Source organism: Betaproteobacteria bacterium (assembly GCA_016709965.1).
GTDB classification, from domain to species: Bacteria; Pseudomonadota; Gammaproteobacteria; order Burkholderiales; family Rhodocyclaceae; genus Azonexus; species Azonexus amarohabitans.
This window is the reverse complement of sequence record JADJLT010000006.1, coordinates 251,347-268,883: the sequence shown is the minus strand read 5'-3', so window position 1 is coordinate 268,883 and position 17,537 is coordinate 251,347. Positions and strand designations below refer to the sequence as shown.

The window sequence follows — 17,537 nt, the reverse complement described above, 5'->3', positions numbered from 1 at the left end:
AAAAAATCAATCATCCAGCCGCGGTGGGCGGCCATCGAAAATCTGGTTACGACGGCGTTGCAAATAAGCGTCGCGAATATAAGCATATTTATCCAGCGCGGCCTCTTCTACAACCTTGTCAGCAGGCAACAAACTGGCTCGAATGTCGACAAAACGCAACGCTGCCATACTATTTCGTACCGAAACTGCACGGACACGCGTTACCGGATCGAGATAGGCATCAACTCCCCAACCGAAAGTATCCCGCACATTGCGCGGACCAATCACAGGCCAAAATAGATAGCCGCCACCATCTGCGCCCCAGACGGCAAGCGTCTGCCCGAAGTCTTCGTCGTGCTTTTCAAGGCCGAGTTCGCTGGCAACGTCGAACAACCCGAAAATACCAACGGTTGAATTGATCAGCAAGCGCCCAAAATCGAAACCGGCATCACCGAACTTACCCTGCAGAGCGCTATTCAGGCCAATCCATAGATCACCTGCATTACCAAATACGTTGCCAACAGCCGCTTTTACCGGCAGAGGAGTCACGTAGTCATAAGCCTGGCCTACAGGCTTGATTGCATACTTGTCGACCACTTCGTTGACTGCAAACATTGGGCGATTGAAGCCTTCATAAGGATCAATCGGATTCCCCTCGGCCAGAACCCCGGCGCAAGCGACAGCGACAACCGCACCCAGCGCCCAGTAACGACAAGTTTTAGATCCCGATGCGCAAAATACGTCCATCATTTTTTATCCTGTCCGTCCGCTGCCTTGCTGAATAAAAACTGGCTAATCAATTTCTCGAGAACAACTGCCGATTGTGTTTTGGTGATCGTCTCTCCCGCCTGCAACATCTTGTCTTCACCACCCGCATCAAACCCGACATACTGCTCGCCAAGCAAACCCGCAGTATTGATCGAGGCGAATGTATCTTTCGGAAAATGGTAGCGACCATCGATAGTCATGCTGACCACCGCCTCATAAGCCCCTGAGTCAAACTGTATATCTACAATCCGCCCAACCACGACGCCTGCACTTTTGACTGGCCCGCGCACTTTTAGCCCACCGATATTATCAAATTTGGCCTTAAGCACGTAGCCGTCCGACAACCGGGACGACGAAAGGTTGCCAACCTTGAGCGACAAGAAAAGCATTGCCGCAAGGCCAATTGCCACAAAAACACCTACCCACAGGTCGAGAACAGTACGATTCATTAAGCCCCCCGGAACATGAACGAGGTTAAGACAAAATCCAGCGCCAGCACCGTCAGCACCGACGTAACTACTGTGCGCGTAATAGCGCGCGAAACACCTTCAGCGGTCGGCACTGAGTCGTAACCCTCAAAAACAGCGATTAGCGAAACTGCAATACCAAAAACAAAGCTTTTAACGACACCATTCCAGATGTCATAGCGAAAATCAACACTGGCCTGCATCTGCGACCAATACGCGCCATCATCAACACCAATCAGCACCACACCAATCAGCCATCCGCCAAGCACACCCATGGCAGAGAAAATGGCAGCCAGTAGCGGCATGGAAATGACTCCACCCCAGAAGCGCGGCGCCACAACACGGGCAATCGGGTCAACGGCCATCATGTCCATTGCCTTAAGTTGCTCGGTCGCTTTCATCAAGCCAATTTCAGCAGTCACTGATGAACCAGCGCGTGAGGCGAAAAATATCGCGGCCAGAACCGGCCCAAGTTCCCGTGTTAAAGACAGGGAAACCAGCGTTCCCAGTGCCTCGGTTGAACCAAATCGCTGCAGAATTTCATAACCTTGCAATCCAAGAACCAAGCCAACGAACAACCCGGAAACAACAATAATCAGCAGGGACAACACCCCGCTGAAATATATTTCACGCAGGGTCAGCGGCAGGCGACGAAAAGAGGAGCCTGAATGTATGAGCACTGCCCAGAAAAACCTGGCGGCGAAACCAAGTCGCCACACACGCTCAACGGTCACATGGCCCAACTTGCGAATGATGGCAATCGGATCAAGCATTCGACGCCCGACTCAGGAACTCATCTCGAACCGAGGGGGCTGGATAATCGAAATGCACCGGACCATCCGGTTCGGCGTAGATAAACTGATGCACAAAGGCATCTTTCGATGCCCTGATCTCATCCGGGGTACCTTCAGCGACAACCTGACCGCCATTCAGAAAGTAGATGTAATCAACGATCTGCAACGACTCATGAATATCATGAGTCACCATGATCGAGGTTGCACCTAGCGCATCATTCAACTTGCGGATCAATTGACCGATAACGCCAAGTGCAATCGGATCAAGTCCTGTAAATGGCTCGTCATACATCACCAGCATTGGGTCAAGCGCCAGCGCCCTGGCGAGAGACACTCGCCGAGCCATACCACCAGACAATTCACCCGGCATCAGCTTATGTGCGCCACGCAGGCCAACAGCCTCCAACTTCATCAATACCAAGTCACGGATCATCTCATCCGACATATCCGTATGCTCGCGCATAGGGAAAGCCACGTTCTCAAAAACCGTCATGTCGGTGAAAAGGGCGCCAAACTGGAAAAGCATCCCCATCCTGCGCCGCAATTTATACAACTCTGTTTGGGACATGCCGCAAATCTGATGTTCATCCAGGCAAACTCGCCCTCCCGTCGGTCTCAACTGACCGCCGATGCAACGCAGCAGGGTGGTTTTCCCGCAACCAGACCCTCCCATAATAGCCACCACCTTGCCTCGGGGAATCTTCATGTTGATTCCCTGGAGTACAGGACGGCCGTCATAGTCAAATTGAAGGTCCTCAATATCGACCAAGATGTCGTCGGACAAAGCATTTTCCCAAAAAAAAGGTGGGCCAATTTTATCAGAAACCCCCAACGTCGCTCGGAAACGGCAAGGCTATAATCGAACAAATTACATATGGAAAGCTACGCTCTTGTCAGCTACCAAACCGCTTTTGTTGATCGTTGATGATGATCCGCTCATCAGCGAATCGCTCAGTTTCGCGTTTGCACAGGAATATGACGTACTCACAAGCCATTCCAGAACTCATGCACTGACCCTGCTTAGACAACTACGCAAACCTCCTCAAATTGCACTGGTTGACCTCGGACTCCCGCCAGTGCCCCACCGCCCAGACGAAGGATTTGCTCTGATTGGCGATCTGCTCGCATTGTCACCGGACATGAAAATCATTGTTCTTTCCGGGCAAAGCGACGAGGACAACGCGCGTCATGCGCGAACTCTGGGAGCGGTTGAGTTTGTTGCAAAGCCGTGCGATCCAGGTCGCCTGCGCGAACTTTTCCAGCAAGCCTTACGCTTTGGAGGCCAGACTCAGGCCACAGTGACCAAAGGGTTGATTGGCGAAAGCCTGCCGATGCAACGACTTCGTCTGCAACTCAGCCAATATGCCAACCTGGCCTACCCGGTACTGATAGAAGGCGAGTCAGGCAGTGGCAAGGACATCGTTGCCAGCCACTATCTGCATCAGCTAACAGAACGCCATGACAAACCTTTTCTGGCTCTTAACTGCGCAGCGATTTCACCATCCTTGCTTGAGCCCACACTTTTTGGCCATGCCAAGGGCGCATTTACCGGTGCAGCAGGTGCCAAAGCGGGTTATTTTGAAGATGCCAACAGCGGAACCCTGTTTCTTGACGAAATCGGCGAACTCCCGCTGGACCTTCAACCAAAGCTGTTGCGCGTTCTGGAAAATGGTGAATATCAACGCGTTGGCGAAACGCAAACGAGGGTATCCACCGCGCGTATTGTTGCCGCGACCAATCGGGACTTAAGACACGAAATGAAGGCAGGACGCTTCCGAGCTGATCTTTTTCATCGACTTTCCGTGTTCACCGTAGCAGTACCCCCGTTACGCGAAACAAGCCTCGATCGCCTTCTACTGCTTGAGCACTTTCGCAAAGCATGCGCCTCCAGCGCTCGTACCGAACCGTTCGTTCTAGCCGCATCAGCTCAATCACTTTGGCTGGACTATGGCTTTCCCGGCAACGTACGCGAATTGCGCAACATCGTTATTCGTCTGACCGCGCGCTATCCTGGACAGGCAGTAACAGCAGAGCAATTACGCGCCGAGCTGGACAATCTCGACAGTTTCGAACCAACGACGCCGCCAAGCATATTGGCCGTAGACGACTTGGAGAACGTCAAGCTGGCCGCTCGCCGGCATCTCGAAGCAGCCTCCCGACTCAATCTCGATGCCACTCTCGAGCTATGGCAGCGTGGTTATATTGAGGCAGCGACCGAGCTCTGCGGCGGGAATATGAGCGAAGCGGCTCGTCGCCTCGGCATCAATCGCACGACGCTCTACAACCGCATGGAAAGCTGGACTCGCCGATGAGCCTTTATCTGGAACATTTCGGGCTGCGCGAACCACCGTTTCGCATCACGCCCGACACTGATTTCTTTTTCACCGGTGCAAACCGGGGGCCAACGCTCGACGCCCTTGTTTATGCAATCACACAGGACGAAGGCATCGTCAAGGTCACAGGCGAAGTAGGTAGCGGCAAGACCATGCTTTGCCGGATGTTATTGGACCGACTGCCGGAAAATGTTGAAACGCTCTATCTAGCCAATCCCTCATTATCAAGACAGGAAATACTGGGCGCCATTGCCGATGAATTGGGCATCCCGGCAGATGGCAAGGCAACACACTCACTCACCCGAGCACTCCAAGATGCCTTGATAGCCCGCTACGCCGAGGGCAAACGCGTGGTTTTGCTGATTGACGAGGCGCACGCGATGCCTGCCGAGTCACTTGAAGAAATTCGACTACTCTCCAACCTCGAATCAAAAGCCAACAAACTCCTGCAAATCGCCTTATTCGCCCAGCCCGAGCTCGATGAAAGACTGGCGGCGACCGATATGCGCCAGTTGCGCGAACGTATTACCCAGCATTTCAACCTGATGCCACTAAAGCATGATGACGTCGCCAACTATATCGAGTTCCGCCTGCGCGCTGCTGGCTATCGAGGCCCTAACCCATTTTCCGTCCAGGCAGTCGAGATGATTGCCCGCATTTCCGAAGGGCTCTCTAGGCGTATCAACATCCTGGCCGACAAGGCTATGCTTGCCGCCTATTCTGCCAGCAGCCACAGGGTTGATATTAACGAAATCAAAATCGCTGCCCAGGATGCGCGCTTTTCACCGCTGCAACCCCAATCACGCCTAAATATCACCCCCCTGATCTGGGGCATCGCGGGCGCGAGCATTGCTGTACTAATGATTTGGCTGACGTCCGCCACATTTCAACACGCATCGCAAGAAAGTAACACCAACGAAGTCGCTGCAACGGCAGCGACAACCGCACCTTCACCTCCGGACAAACGCCTGCAAACAACCCTCCTCCACGCTCCCGAAGCAGCGCAGGCTGACAGTCAACGCAAAATCCGTTTCGCTCCACTAACTCGCCAGCACCTTTCGCAATATGAGCAGTGGATCAACGATGCTCCTAGCGCTCACTATTTCATACAATTGCTGGCCACCGATGCTACCAACACCGGTGAAATCGAAGGATTTCTCGCACGAGTAAGCGAAACTATCGATCCATCGCAAATCCGCGCCTATCGCTCATCACTCTCCGGACGCGACCGAGTCGGTGTGATTTTTGGCGATTACGCGAATCGAGAAGAGGCTGTTGCGGCGATGCAGGCACTACCGGAGTCGATCAAGGCAGCACAACCCTTTCCGAGGCAGGTCAGCAGGTTACGCTAGCGGCCCGCCCCAAGCCGCCTCGTGCAACCCGGTCAAATTACGTGCTAGCATCATAGTCAAATTCAGCCACCCGCCCTCCCCTGCTCAGACAAGGTAAAACCCGATGAAAATCGGTTTCATCAGTACAACGCTTTTGCTTCTATTGCTGACCGCCTGCGCAGCGCCAACCCCGCGCGAACCCCTGAAGGGACATTTGACGTCGGAAAGCTCCGTACCCGCCGCCTCTGGCAATATTCCTGCCCCCGTCCAGCAGACGCTCGCACTGCCCAAACCACGGACAACCAGAAAGGCGGAAACCTATAGCGTCGTCGTCAACAATGTACCGGTTCGCGATCTGCTTTTTGCGCTGGCCCGTGACGCCAAAGTCAATGTAGACGTGTATTCCGGCATTACCGGCAACGTCACACTGAATGCAATCGACCAGACGCTGCCACAATTGCTTACCCGGATTTCCAAGCAAGTCGACATGCGCTTTGAACTGGACGGTCCGAACCTCGCCATCATGCCGGACTCGCCCTTCCTGAAGCATTACAAGGTCGACTATGTGAATATGGCGCGCAACGTCACCGGCACAGTATCGACCAACACCCAGATTTCTACCGGAACGCCAAGCAGCGCGGGCAGCAGCGCCACACCATCCACCAGTGGTGGTGCCGGTAATATTTCCAACACGCGTATTGAAAACACCTCGCGCAACCAATTTTGGGAGTCCCTGGAAAAAAACATCAAGGACATCCTGCGCGAAACCGACAAGATTTTGCCTGAAGGATCAAGCGAAACGGTCGTCGAGCAAAGCAGCGCCGAGAGCGCAACAGGAACCGCCGCGCTGCCGCAAGCAACTGGCCGACGCGCAGCCCAAGCAGTTGCCAACGTCCTGCAAGCCAATCCAAATCCAAACTCATCCAGTCAGGCAGCAGGCACCTCGGTCGTCCGCCGCAACACCTTCAGGGAGGCCGCATCGGTCATCATGAATGCAGAGACCGGCGTCATCACCGTGCGCGCCACCCAACGCCAGCATGACCGGATTCAGGAGTTTATCGATCGTGTCGCCAATTCAGCCCACAAGCAGGTGCTGATTGAAGCGACCATTGTTGAAGTAGCCTTGAACGATGGCTACCAGCAAGGCATCAACTGGACTCAGTTAGCCGGGAGCGGGACACTCAATTTCCTTGGCGATGCGCTGACAAAAAACGCCTATAACCTGAGCTATACAAAAGCTGACAAGAATCCGAATGCGCTGGTCACCATGCTGGACACTTTCGGGACCACCAAAGTACTTTCCAGCCCTCGGCTTTCGGTCATGAACAACCAGACAGCCTTGCTGAAGGTCGTGGAAAATTACGTCTATTTCAGCGTCAAGGCTGACACAACCACCACGGCCAATGTGGGCACGACTACAGCCTACACCACGACGCCACAATCGGTTTCAGTTGGCCTGGTAGTTAGCGTAACACCGCAAATCAGCGATGGTGACGCAGTGACGCTCAACGTACGTCCGACAATCACCAGCGTGGCCAGAGAAGTTCAAGACCCCAACCCCGACCTCAAGAAAAATGACATCAGCAACCTTGTCCCGGTAATCCGGACCCGGGAAATCGAATCGGTCATGCGTGTTGCCAGCGGCAACATTGCCATTCTTGGCGGCCTGATGGAAGACAAGATCGACTACCAGACCCAGCGCGTCCCGCTACTCGGACAAATCCCTCTGGCGGGAGAGTTGGTCAACAATCGCAACAATGCCGCCAAAAAGACCGAACTGGTCATTTTTCTCCGCCCGGTCGTTATCAAGGATGCAAGTATCGATGGCGACTACGCCTCGATGCGCGACCACCTTCCCGGACAAGGCTTTTTCGCCCAACCCAATGAAGCCCAGCCTTTCAACATCATTCCGAGCCGCTGAGAGCAACGCATGAGCCTGTTGATGGATGCCCTCAAGCGGGCGGAAACCAGCAAGCAGGAAGCCGCTCGCAACCTGTCAGGCAAACCTCTGTCGCCCAGCGAGTTGCTCAGTCTTGAACCCCTTCCCGACGAACCGGGACGGGCGACAGCCACCCCGTTGCCCAAGCTTGCCGCCCATATTGATACCGTGGATGCCGATCTGGCTGGTGCAGCAATGCCTGGCTCTCGCGCCGCGCCGCCCACGATCAAAACGAGTCCGTCACCGAAACCTGTCGAATCGCGCGAAGCGGTCCGCAATGCCTTTGCCGTAAAGCAAGTGCCCGAAGAATCACCGTCCAGACTGCCGCTCTGGCTAACGCTGGGCATCCTTGGCATCGGCGGCATCGGCATCGGTGGCTACGTCTGGTATCAGATGAATTCCATGAATCATGGGACGATGGTCGCCAGTCCCGGAACAGCCGCACAAACACCACCTGCGCAAATGCCAAAGCCGCCGGTGCCTGCCGTGCCGTTAAACACACCTTCCGATTTTGGGTCAGAAAACCGGTTGACCGCAGCAATCGCCCCCCAGCCAACCACAACGCCGCTTTTCCCTCGTCAATCGGCTCGCCCGAGCAGTACCCAGGCAAGCGATACCGAAACGCCAGGAAATCCGCCGATACGTCTGGTCCGGACGCACCCGGAGCCGGACACCAACCTGGTTCGCGGCTATGCCAGTCTACAGCGCGGCGAAATCGAGTTATCACGCCGAGAGTTGGAGCAAGCGCTGCGCCGTGATCCGAACAACACGGATACCTTGCTTGCCCTGGCTGCCATCGCCCACCGCCAGGGACGCCTGGCAGATGCTGGATCGCTTCGCCAACGTGCGCTCTTCGCCAACCCAAGCGACCCGGCAGCCCAGGCGGCCAGCCTTAACAACGCTGCGGCCGATGCTGACCCGAATGCCGCCGAAAGCCGTCTGAAAACGCTGCTTTCCACTCAACCGGAATCACCACCGCTCAATTTTGCCTTGGGCAACCTGTACTCGCGCCAAGGCCGCTGGTCGGAGGCGCAACAAGCCTATTTCAACTCAGTCGCCGCTGATGGCGACAATCCCGACTACCTGCTCAATCTAGCCGTCAGCCTTGATCACATGCGCCAGCCGCGCCTGGCCGCTCAACATTACCGGCTTGCACTGGAAGCGGCAGCAAAACGTCCCGCCGGTTTCGACCGCGATAAAGTCCGGATGCGCCTGGGTGAGCTGCAACCCGAGCGCCAGCCTTAAGTACGCATGAGTACCGCTACCCTCCAGCGCCGCCCCCTCGGCCAGATTCTGATTGCCGAAGGCATCCTGTCGGAAGATCAGTTGCGCATTGCGCTGCTGGAGCAGATGAAGCAAAACCAGCCGATCGGCAAATTGCTGGTGTCGCTGGGCTTTGTCACCGAAGCCACCTTGCGCCAAGCGCTTTCGGAAAACCTCGGCAAACAGAGCATTGACCTCTCTCACGCTGTCGTTGACCCGCAAGCGGTCAAACTGGTGCCGCGTGACCTTGCCAAACGCCATCACCTGCTGCCGCTGGACTTCGACCGCCAGAGCCGCCGCCTGACCCTGGCCATTGCCGACATCAACGATATTGTCGGCCTTGATCGCGTGCGAAGCGAGCTTGAAGAAGGTACAGAGATCGAAACGCTGCTCGCCGGCGAGTCTGAAATCGACCACGCAATCGACCAGTATTACGGTCACGAGCTATCTATCGACGGCATTCTGCACGAGATCGAAACCGGCGAAATTGACTGGCGCAGCCTCTCGACGAGCGATGATGAGTACAGTCAGCCGGTCGTTCGATTGATCGACTCGATCCTGACTGATGCCGTCAAACGCGAAGCCTCGGACATCCACTTCGAACCGGAAGCCAACTTCCTGCGCATCCGTTACCGTATCGACGGCATGTTGCGCCAGATTCGGGCGCTGCATAAGTCCTACTGGCCGGCCATGACGGTACGCATCAAGGTGCTTTCCGGCATGAATATCGCCGAAACCCGCGCCCCGCAGGATGGCCGGATCAGCCTGACGGTGTCAGGCCGCCCGATCGATTTCCGCGTTGCCTGTCAGCCGACCATCCACGGCGAAAACGTCGTCCTGCGTATTCTGGATCGTCAAAAAGGCATTGTACCTCTGGAAAACCTCGGGCTGGCCGAGGCGCACCTGCACCAGCTCAAGCTGATGATTTCCCGGCCGGAAGGCATCATTCTGGTCACCGGCCCGACCGGCAGCGGCAAGACGACAACCCTCTACTCGGTTCTGAACCACATCAACGCCGAGGGCATACACATCATGACTCTCGAAGACCCGGTCGAATACCCGATGGCGATGGTGCGCCAGACCTCAGTCTCCGAAACCGCCAAGCTCGACTTTGCCAACGGCATTCGTTCGATGATGCGACAAGACCCGGACGTCATTCTGGTCGGCGAAGTCCGCGATGCCGAAACCGCCGAAATGGCCTTCCGCGCAGCCATGACCGGCCATCAGGTGTACACCACCCTGCATACCAATTCAGCCATTGGTGCCGTGCCCCGCCTGCTCGACATCGGCGTACTGCCTGACGTCATGGCCGGCAACATCATCGGCATCATTGCCCAGCGCCTGATTCGCCGCTTGTGCGATCACTGCAAGACGCCATACCACGCCGAGCCACACGAAATCCGGCTGCTCGTTCCTCTTGGCGAAGGACCGCGCCCGGTACTGTTTCGTCCCACGGGTTGCGAACAGTGCGACTTCCAGGGCTACCGCGGGCGCATCGCCATCATGGAGTTGCTACGCATAGACGCAGGCATCGACGAACTCATAGCCCGCCGCGCCACCACCCATGAAATACGGACGCGAGCGCTGCTGCAAGGCTTTACCACACTGGCCGACGACGGCATGCATCGTGTGCTGAATGGCACGACCTCGCTCGAGGAACTGGCCCGCGTCGTCGACCTGACCGACCGGATGTAGCCGTGCTTTACGACTACAAGGCGGTCAGCCCAGAGGGACGAATGACCTACGGACGACTCGACGCCATCAATCTGGTCGACCTCGAAATGCGCCTGAAGCGCATGCACCTCGATCTGGTCACCGGCGCCCCGATCAAGCAGCGCGCCCTGTTTGGCGGTCACAAGGTGCCGCGCCCCGAACTGATCAATTTTTGTTTTCACCTGGAGCACCTGACCCGTGCAGGCGTTCCCATTCTCGATGGTTTGACCGACCTGCGCGACTCCGTCGATCATCCGCGTTTTCGCGAAGTCATGGCCGGGCTAATTGAAGGCATCGAGGGCGGCCAGACCTTGTCACAGGCGATGAGCGCCCATCCGGATGTCTTCAATCAGGTATTCGGCAATCTGATCCGTGCCGGCGAAACCAGCGGCCAGCTACCCGATGTGCTGGCCAGCCTGACTGAATCACTCAAATGGGAAGATGAACTGGTTTCTCATACCCAAAAACTGCTGATGTACCCGGCGTTTGTCGCCAGCATTGTGCTTTCTGCGACTTTCTTCCTGATGATCTACATGGTCCCTCAGCTCAAGATGTTCGTAAAAAACATGGGCCAGGTGCTGCCGCCACATACCAAACTGCTGTTTTTCGTTTCCGACCTGCTGGTCGCCTACTGGTACGTGTTCCTGCTGCTACCTGTCATCGGCCTGATAGCCGGCCAGGCCATCCTTCGTAGTAATCCGCTAGCGCGATTTCGATTGGATAGTCTCAAGCTACGCCTGCCGCTCGTCGGCCCCATCTTGAAAAAGATCATTCTCTCCCGCTTTGCCAACACCTTCGCCATGCTTTACGCCTCCGGCATTCCGGTACTCGAATCGATCCGCACCACCCAGAACGTTGTCGGCAACCTGGTAGTGCGCAAAGCACTCGAACGGGTTGAAATGTCGATTCGCGAAGGTCAGAATGTCGCCGGCGCCTTCAAGGATGTCGGACTCTTCCCGCCACTCGTCGTCCGCATGCTGCGCATCGGCGAAAGCACGGGCGGATTGGACAAGGCCTTGCTCAACGTCAGCTATTTCTACAACCGTGACGTCAAGGAATCGGTCGGCAAGGCGCAGGCACTGATTGAACCAATGCTCACGCTATTCATGGGCGCCCTGCTCGGCTGGATTATGCTATCGGTCATCGGCCCCATTTACGACGTCATCAGCAAGATCAAAACGTGAGCAGCAACCGCCTCCTTTACCTCAACACCCATCGCCTGTCGGCCTATGCCTGGCAGCAGGGCGTACTGACGCTGAATGGGGTGTTCGACAATGACGAAACTGGCCTCCAGCAGTTCTCCGAATATCTGAGCAAAAATCACAAATGCTACTTTTCGCTGCTTGCCAACGTCGCAGAGGAAGGCCACGCGCTGGAAACCATCCCTTTCCTGCAGGGTAGCGACCGTCAGGCACTGATTACGCGCAAGATTGGCCAGCACTTCCTGGGCACCTCGCTCGCCTCGGCAATTTCGCTGGGGTACGAAAAGTCGCAGCGTAAAAACGAAAAACTTCTGCTTTCGGCGCTGACCAACCCGGCTCACTTCGAGCCCTGGTTACGCCGTATCGCCGATGCTGAAGCAGCACTGGCCGGTATCTACACCGTTGCCCAGCTCGGTGGAGACATGTTGAAAAAACTGGGACAGACAAGCAGGCGCTGTTTGTTGCTCACCTTGCAGGATCACTCGATCCGCGAAAGTTATCTGGTCGACGGTCACGCCCAATTTTCACGTATGGCGCCGCTGACTGACAGCAGCATAGCCGGTATAGCCAGTGCCTTCACCGCCGAATCCAGCAAGCTTCGCCAGTACCTGATCGGTCAGCGCCTGATCGGCCGTGATGAAACCCTGCCGGTCTTCATCCTTGCTCATCCGCAGACCATTCCCGCCATCGAAAAAGCTCGCCCTGAAAGCGGTCTGCCGGATTTCACCGTCATTGACAGCCACACGGCGGCGAGCAAACTCAAATTGCGCTCGCTACCGGAAGACAATCGCAGCGAGCTGCTTTTCCTGCATCTGCTGGCGACCGCAGCGCCCTCGCAGCAATTTGCCAACGAAGCCCATCGGCACCATTATCGGCTGTCACAGATTCGCCGCGGGCTAATCGCCGCCGGACTGATTGCCCTGCTTGGTGGTCTTCTATTTGCCGCCAAGGGGACCTACGACGCGCATGAACTGCGCCAGGAGGTTGCGACACTGGCCGCCGAAGAGGTCGACCTCAACCGACGCTACGCTGAGATTTCTGCCACCTTCCCGCAACTCGGCATCGATAACGACACCCTGCGCCGCCTGACCAATCGCTACGGCGAACTGCGCAGTCTGCAACGCCAACCGGCGCCGAGCTACACCATGCTTGGTCGTGTGCTCGACGGCATACCGGCCATCATCCTTGAAAGCATAGATTGGAAAAACGGCACTTTTTTGCCGTCGACCGCAGCAATCAACAATGGCCCGGAAATCACAACGATTCAAGGCGCCATTCGCCTCGAACGGGCCACTACCCGGCAAACACTTAACACCTTCGATCAGTTCGTCGAAACACTGCGCGCCGACCCGGCCAATACGGTCAAAGTACTGCAACGACCCTTCGACATTGAATCCGGCAGCGCCCTGCGTGGCGGCGGCGAAGAAGATGAAGAAGCCAAGCCCCGGCAGTTTTCCGTCGAAATTACCCGGAACGTCGCGCCATGAAGCTGACGAAACGTGACCTTGGAAAGCTCTGGCTGCCGCTGCTTGCCACACTGACGCTGATCAGTATTGCGGCAGTACTGGCCTGGGCCACCCACCTCGATGCCAAAAAGGCCGAACGCGAACGAAATGCCGCTGCCGCCCAAAAAAAACAGATCGAACAGCGTTTGCGCCAAGTTCGCACTGAAGAACAGGACATCAAGGAACGGACAGAACTTCTCCTGCAACTGCAGGCGGCCGGGTTCACCGGAGAAGAACGCCGCCTCGACTGGATGGAGACGCTACGCGATGCCCACCACCAACTCGGCATTCCGGGCATGAACTATGAATTCGGCGTCCAGACACGCCTGGACAGCACCGATGACAGCACGCAAAGCTGGTTCAGCAGCCCGCTGCATCTTCAGCTTCGACTACTGCATGAAGAAGACCTGCTCAGGTTCCTTGCGCGCATCCAAAAAGACGCCAAGGCATTGGTCATCGTGCGTAGTTGCAAACTGTCACCCCTGTCCCGCCAATCCGATGCCCGCGAAGCAATGGCCCAGTTCGTTGCCGATTGCGACATGCAATGGCTCACCATGCGCCAGCGGACCGCCCAGAAATGAGTATCGCGCGCCTGATCGCTCTCCTGCTGCTGACTTCTGTCGTCGGCCCAATTTCGGCGGAGGAGGCAAAGCTCGGCCGGCTATTTCTCGAACCGCAACAACGCGCCAGACTTGACCTTCAGCGCCAACGAAACCCGGGGTTTCATCCGGACACCGGTAACGGCGAGACCAGCCAGACCTTCAACGGCGAAGTACGCAGCAGCAACGGGCGTCGCACACGCTGGATCAACGGTGAAGCGGACTGGGCGGGCGTCGTCCTGCCACCGCGCGTTCCCGTTGGCGACACCTTCACCCCCACTACCGGTGAACGCGAAAGCCTGCTGCACGGCGGGCGTATCCTGATCAAGCCAGGCCGCGCCAAAAAATGAATCGTCACGCCCCCCCGAAAGCCCAAAGGGGCGTCGCCCTTGTCGCCCTACTCGTGATGGTGCTCCTGGCCGGTGGTTACGCTTTCTATCGCAGCGCCAACCTCGGTAGCGGCAAAAATCAGGAACGCGACACGGTTTTGCTACGGCTGGCGCAAGCCAAGGAAGCGGTCATCGCTTACGCGGTCAATGACGCCAACCGCCCGGGGCGACTGCTCTGCCCCGATTTACTCGGCAACGGTATTTCTCCCCTGCTATCTCGCGATGACTGCGATAGCTACAGCGGCCTGCTTCCCTGGAAAACGCTGGATTTGGCAGAAAGCAGTGATGCGCAGGGCGGAAAATTTCGCTATTACGTCTCTCCCGCATTCGGCGGGCAAAGCACCGCCATAAAACTCAACAGCGAAACACTCACTTCGCTTCGCCTTGACCTTCCCAATCCCGGCCCCAGCAACGACATCGCAGCCATCATCGTCGCCACGCGTGGCGCACCTGACACGCTGAACGAGGATGGCGACGACTACTTTTACAGCGGCAAGACAAATTCCCCGCAAGATAACGACCTTGTCATTGCCATCACCCGCCAGGAGTTGATGGCTGCCGTCGAACAGCGCATCGCCAACGAACTTCGCACCTGTCTGGAACAACACGCCAGCAGCGCAGATAACCTGCAGCACACCTACCCGTGGCCCGCGCCGCTATCAAACGCGATTTTCAAAGGCGCCACCCGAAGCCTGTTTGGCATGGTTCCGGACACGCAAGCGGGCAACCCGGAAAAGGCGCTCAAGGACACCATTACCAAGCTGGCAAATTTGCAAAACAGCCTGAATTCCGCGTTGACCGCAGAAGACCAGCTCAAGGTCACCTATCAAATCCAGGCAGAAGCCGCTTACGCCCGAGCGCTGTTTGATCGCATTTACTTGCTGGCGTTGGAAGTCTCAGACAAAGCCGCTCAGGCGAAGTCCGCGTTCCAGTCACTTGATGCCGCATTTGTTTCGGCCACCGTCAGCAAAGGCACCTTCACCGCCCAGGCGGGCTCACTACCAAGCGCCATGAGCAGCGCCTACCCGGCCCTGAATGCTTTCATCGAGTCACTGAAAGACAGCGGATTCGACCTCTTCCTGATGGAGATGGAAACGCAAAACCCAACGCTTAAATTCGCCATAGACACTGCCAACGCAGTCCCTACCGCGGCGAATTTCAAGGCGCTGGCCGCATTGATCAACCCATTGGACAACCTTGTACTGGAAAACAGCTGGACACCCAACCAGACCATCGAAAGCCAAATCATCATCGCCAGCAACACCGCCAAGGCTGCCGTCAGCGCTGCCAACGCAAACCCTGTCATCGTGCCCCAAGCGATCGCCCTCGCCACTGAGCTGTACAACACCAACCAGTCCATTGAAGCGACCATCCTGGCAAGCCGTTTCAACCTGGACAGCAACGAAATCAGCTTTCGCGCTGAGCGCATCAACGCTGCCTCCACCAGTGCCATTTCGTCCTCTTTGAGCGCCCAGTCCCTGAGCGCACTAGTTTCGACGCTCGAATCAACACAGACGCTAATTACCTCACTTTCGAGCATCTCGCCCACCCTCAACGCCGCCCGCACGGCCACCTTGAGCGCCCTTGACAGCGCCATATCAGCAGCAAAAACAGGCAGCGATCAGGCGCTTGTCGGAAGCAGTTCCGATAGCGCAGTCCTGCAGCTGACGGCACTGGCTAACGCCATGGCGAACAATGGCGACAATGTCGCCTTGGAGGCGCTGAAATCAGTAGCAGCCACCCTGAATCCGTTCCAGCAAACCGCACCGAAAAATGTTACCGCAGGGCGTGCCTTGCGCACGCCAATCGGCACGGTCCTCGACTGGGCCAACAATGCCATCAGCCGCTCCGCTGATCTGGCGCGCCTGGCCAGAAAAGGCATCACCTCAACCGAGGATAACGACACCTCCGCCTACACAGCATCCCGGAAACTGCTCGACAGCCTGGATGGTGCTACCGGCAGCATCGCGCTGCTCGACAACTACAGCAAAAACAATACTGCTGCCGCGGCACGCCTGGCACAAGAAGCACTGAACAACACACAATCTCTTTTATCCAATCTCCTGTTCGTGGCCGCGAGACTCGATAGCTCCCTCGAAACCAGCATGGCAGAAGCTGCGATCCCCACGGTATGGTATGGAAATGCCTGCCTTTTTCTGAAGCCATCCACCGGCAGCAGCACGTGGTGGGTAGCAAACGACTGGAAAAAACTGTTCTTTTATCAAATCAGCGACCGCATTCGTCCCGCTATCGGGCAACTCACCGTGAATGGCAGCGGCAACTACCGCGCCATAGCGCTTGCCGCGGGCAAAGCACTGCCGACGCAGGACAGAATGATTCGTGACAGCAAAAGCTATCTGGAAGGAATAAACGCAGACAACTCCCGGAATGGCGATGCGCAATCCCCTTCACCTCGATTAGCCGTTGAGGCGGTTTCGCCCACATTCAACGATCACCTCGCCTACTAGAAACCGGATGAATCTTAAGCACTCAATCCTCAATCAGGCTGGATTTACGCTCGTCGAACTGACGATCGTACTGTTCATCGTCGCCCTCCTTTCAAGTGGCCTGATGCTTGGTCTTTCAGGACAACGCGAACAGGCGATGAACAAGGATGCGCGAATGCAACTTGAAACCATTCGCGAAGCATTGATCGGCTACGCAATGACGAATGGACGGCTTCCTTGTCCAGCCCCCGCCAACCTGCCCAACACTGATCCAAAAGCAGGCCAGGAGTTGATACCCCCATGTGAAAATAACTTGAGATTCGGCGTCATTCCCTGGGTGACACTTGGCGTACCGGAAACCGACCCTTGGGGAAGTCGCTTTACATACTTCGTCAGCAGCAAATTTACAGGTGCTTTACCGGGAGGCGCTCAAGCCAGCTTCTCGCTATCGACGGGAAGCGCTAGCGCCTCACCTCCGGATAATGCAGGTACCGCCAATATCAAGGACAACGGATTGGATATAGCCTCTGACATACCAGCCGTCATTGTCAGCCACGGAAACCGAAGCGCGGGAGCCTACCAAACCTCCGGCACACAACTTCCCGGCGCCACCGGAGATGAAGCCGAGAATGCCAACCGCACGCAGACCTTTATTTCCCACCCCCCCACTGACAGCTTCGACGACCAGGTGATATGGATCATCCCGACCGTCCTCAAATCGCGCCTGGTTTCCGTAGGAAAACTTCCCTAGATCGCTATCAACTGATTGCGCCGGCATATTGACCACCAGCACAGCGACTGCCAAACT

15 protein-coding genes are annotated in these 17,537 nt (G+C 56.5%); 11 read left to right on the top strand and 4 right to left on the bottom strand.

Annotation, left to right across the window (positions count from 1 at the left end; all coding sequences use genetic code 11):
* Nucleotides 1-6: 6 nt before the first annotated feature.
* The 4 genes from IPJ12_15730 to IPJ12_15715 are packed head-to-tail and all read right to left on the bottom strand — an operon-like array spanning nt 7 to nt 2,792.
* On the bottom strand, nt 7-726 hold the full coding sequence (locus IPJ12_15730; GenBank protein ID MBK7648551.1) for a VacJ family lipoprotein: 720 nt from the start codon (nt 724-726) through the stop codon (nt 7-9).
* Complete coding sequence (gene mlaD, locus IPJ12_15725; GenBank protein ID MBK7648550.1) at nt 726-1,196, bottom strand: outer membrane lipid asymmetry maintenance protein MlaD; 471 nt, start codon at nt 1,194-1,196, stop codon at nt 726-728. The genes IPJ12_15730 and mlaD overlap by 1 nt, the downstream gene beginning before the upstream one ends.
* Nucleotides 1,196-1,987 (bottom strand): lipid asymmetry maintenance ABC transporter permease subunit MlaE, encoded by a 792-nt coding sequence (gene mlaE / locus IPJ12_15720; protein ID MBK7648549.1) that lies wholly within the window; start codon nt 1,985-1,987, stop codon nt 1,196-1,198. The genes mlaD and mlaE overlap by 1 nt, the downstream gene beginning before the upstream one ends.
* On the bottom strand, nt 1,980-2,792 hold the full coding sequence (locus IPJ12_15715; protein ID MBK7648548.1) for an ABC transporter ATP-binding protein: 813 nt from the start codon (nt 2,790-2,792) through the stop codon (nt 1,980-1,982). Before IPJ12_15715 ends, mlaE begins: the two co-directional genes overlap by 8 nt.
* On the opposite strand from IPJ12_15715, the gene IPJ12_15710 reads away from it, so the two are divergent.
* The 11 genes from IPJ12_15710 (at nt 2,779) to IPJ12_15660 (ending at nt 17,480) form a co-directional block, all read left to right on the top strand.
* Nucleotides 2,779-4,320: a sigma-54-dependent Fis family transcriptional regulator gene (locus IPJ12_15710; protein ID MBK7648547.1), complete on the top strand. Its 1,542-nt coding sequence runs from the start codon at nt 2,779-2,781 to the stop codon at nt 4,318-4,320. The two genes, IPJ12_15715 and IPJ12_15710, sit on opposite strands and share 14 nt — an antisense overlap.
* Nucleotides 4,317-5,693 carry an AAA family ATPase gene (locus tag IPJ12_15705; GenBank protein ID MBK7648546.1) on the top strand — a complete coding sequence of 459 codons (1,377 nt, stop codon included), beginning with the start codon at nt 4,317-4,319 and terminating at the stop codon, nt 5,691-5,693. The genes IPJ12_15710 and IPJ12_15705 overlap by 4 nt, the downstream gene beginning before the upstream one ends.
* Nucleotides 5,694-5,796: 103 nt before the next feature.
* Complete coding sequence (gene mshL / locus IPJ12_15700; protein MBK7648545.1) at nt 5,797-7,593, top strand: pilus (MSHA type) biogenesis protein MshL; 1,797 nt, start codon at nt 5,797-5,799, stop codon at nt 7,591-7,593.
* 9 nt (nt 7,594-7,602) lie between these two features.
* Nucleotides 7,603-8,856 (top strand): tetratricopeptide repeat protein, encoded by a 1,254-nt coding sequence (locus tag IPJ12_15695; protein MBK7648544.1) that lies wholly within the window; start codon nt 7,603-7,605, stop codon nt 8,854-8,856.
* Between the two features lie 6 nt (nt 8,857-8,862).
* The gene (gene tadA, locus IPJ12_15690; GenBank protein ID MBK7648543.1) at nt 8,863-10,569 is read left to right on the top strand and encodes a Flp pilus assembly complex ATPase component TadA; all 1,707 of its coding nucleotides are present in this window, start codon (nt 8,863-8,865) and stop codon (nt 10,567-10,569) included.
* A 41-nt stretch (nt 10,570-10,610) separates the two neighbouring features.
* Nucleotides 10,611-11,771: a type II secretion system F family protein gene (locus IPJ12_15685; GenBank protein MBK7648542.1), complete on the top strand. Its 1,161-nt coding sequence runs from the start codon at nt 10,611-10,613 to the stop codon at nt 11,769-11,771.
* The gene (locus IPJ12_15680; GenBank protein MBK7648541.1) at nt 11,768-13,276 is read left to right on the top strand and encodes a hypothetical protein; all 1,509 of its coding nucleotides are present in this window, start codon (nt 11,768-11,770) and stop codon (nt 13,274-13,276) included. The genes IPJ12_15685 and IPJ12_15680 overlap by 4 nt, the downstream gene beginning before the upstream one ends.
* Nucleotides 13,273-13,875, top strand: a complete 603-nt coding sequence (locus tag IPJ12_15675; protein ID MBK7648540.1) for a hypothetical protein — start codon at nt 13,273-13,275, stop codon at nt 13,873-13,875. Before IPJ12_15680 ends, IPJ12_15675 begins: the two co-directional genes overlap by 4 nt.
* Nucleotides 13,872-14,243 carry a hypothetical protein gene (locus tag IPJ12_15670; GenBank protein MBK7648539.1) on the top strand — a complete coding sequence of 124 codons (372 nt, stop codon included), beginning with the start codon at nt 13,872-13,874 and terminating at the stop codon, nt 14,241-14,243. The genes IPJ12_15675 and IPJ12_15670 overlap by 4 nt, the downstream gene beginning before the upstream one ends.
* Complete coding sequence (locus IPJ12_15665) at nt 14,240-16,750, top strand: hypothetical protein (protein MBK7648538.1); 2,511 nt, start codon at nt 14,240-14,242, stop codon at nt 16,748-16,750. Before IPJ12_15670 ends, IPJ12_15665 begins: the two co-directional genes overlap by 4 nt.
* A 7-nt stretch (nt 16,751-16,757) precedes the next feature.
* On the top strand, nt 16,758-17,480 hold the full coding sequence (locus tag IPJ12_15660; protein ID MBK7648537.1) for a prepilin-type N-terminal cleavage/methylation domain-containing protein: 723 nt from the start codon (nt 16,758-16,760) through the stop codon (nt 17,478-17,480).
* Nucleotides 17,481-17,537: the final 57 nt, after the last annotated feature.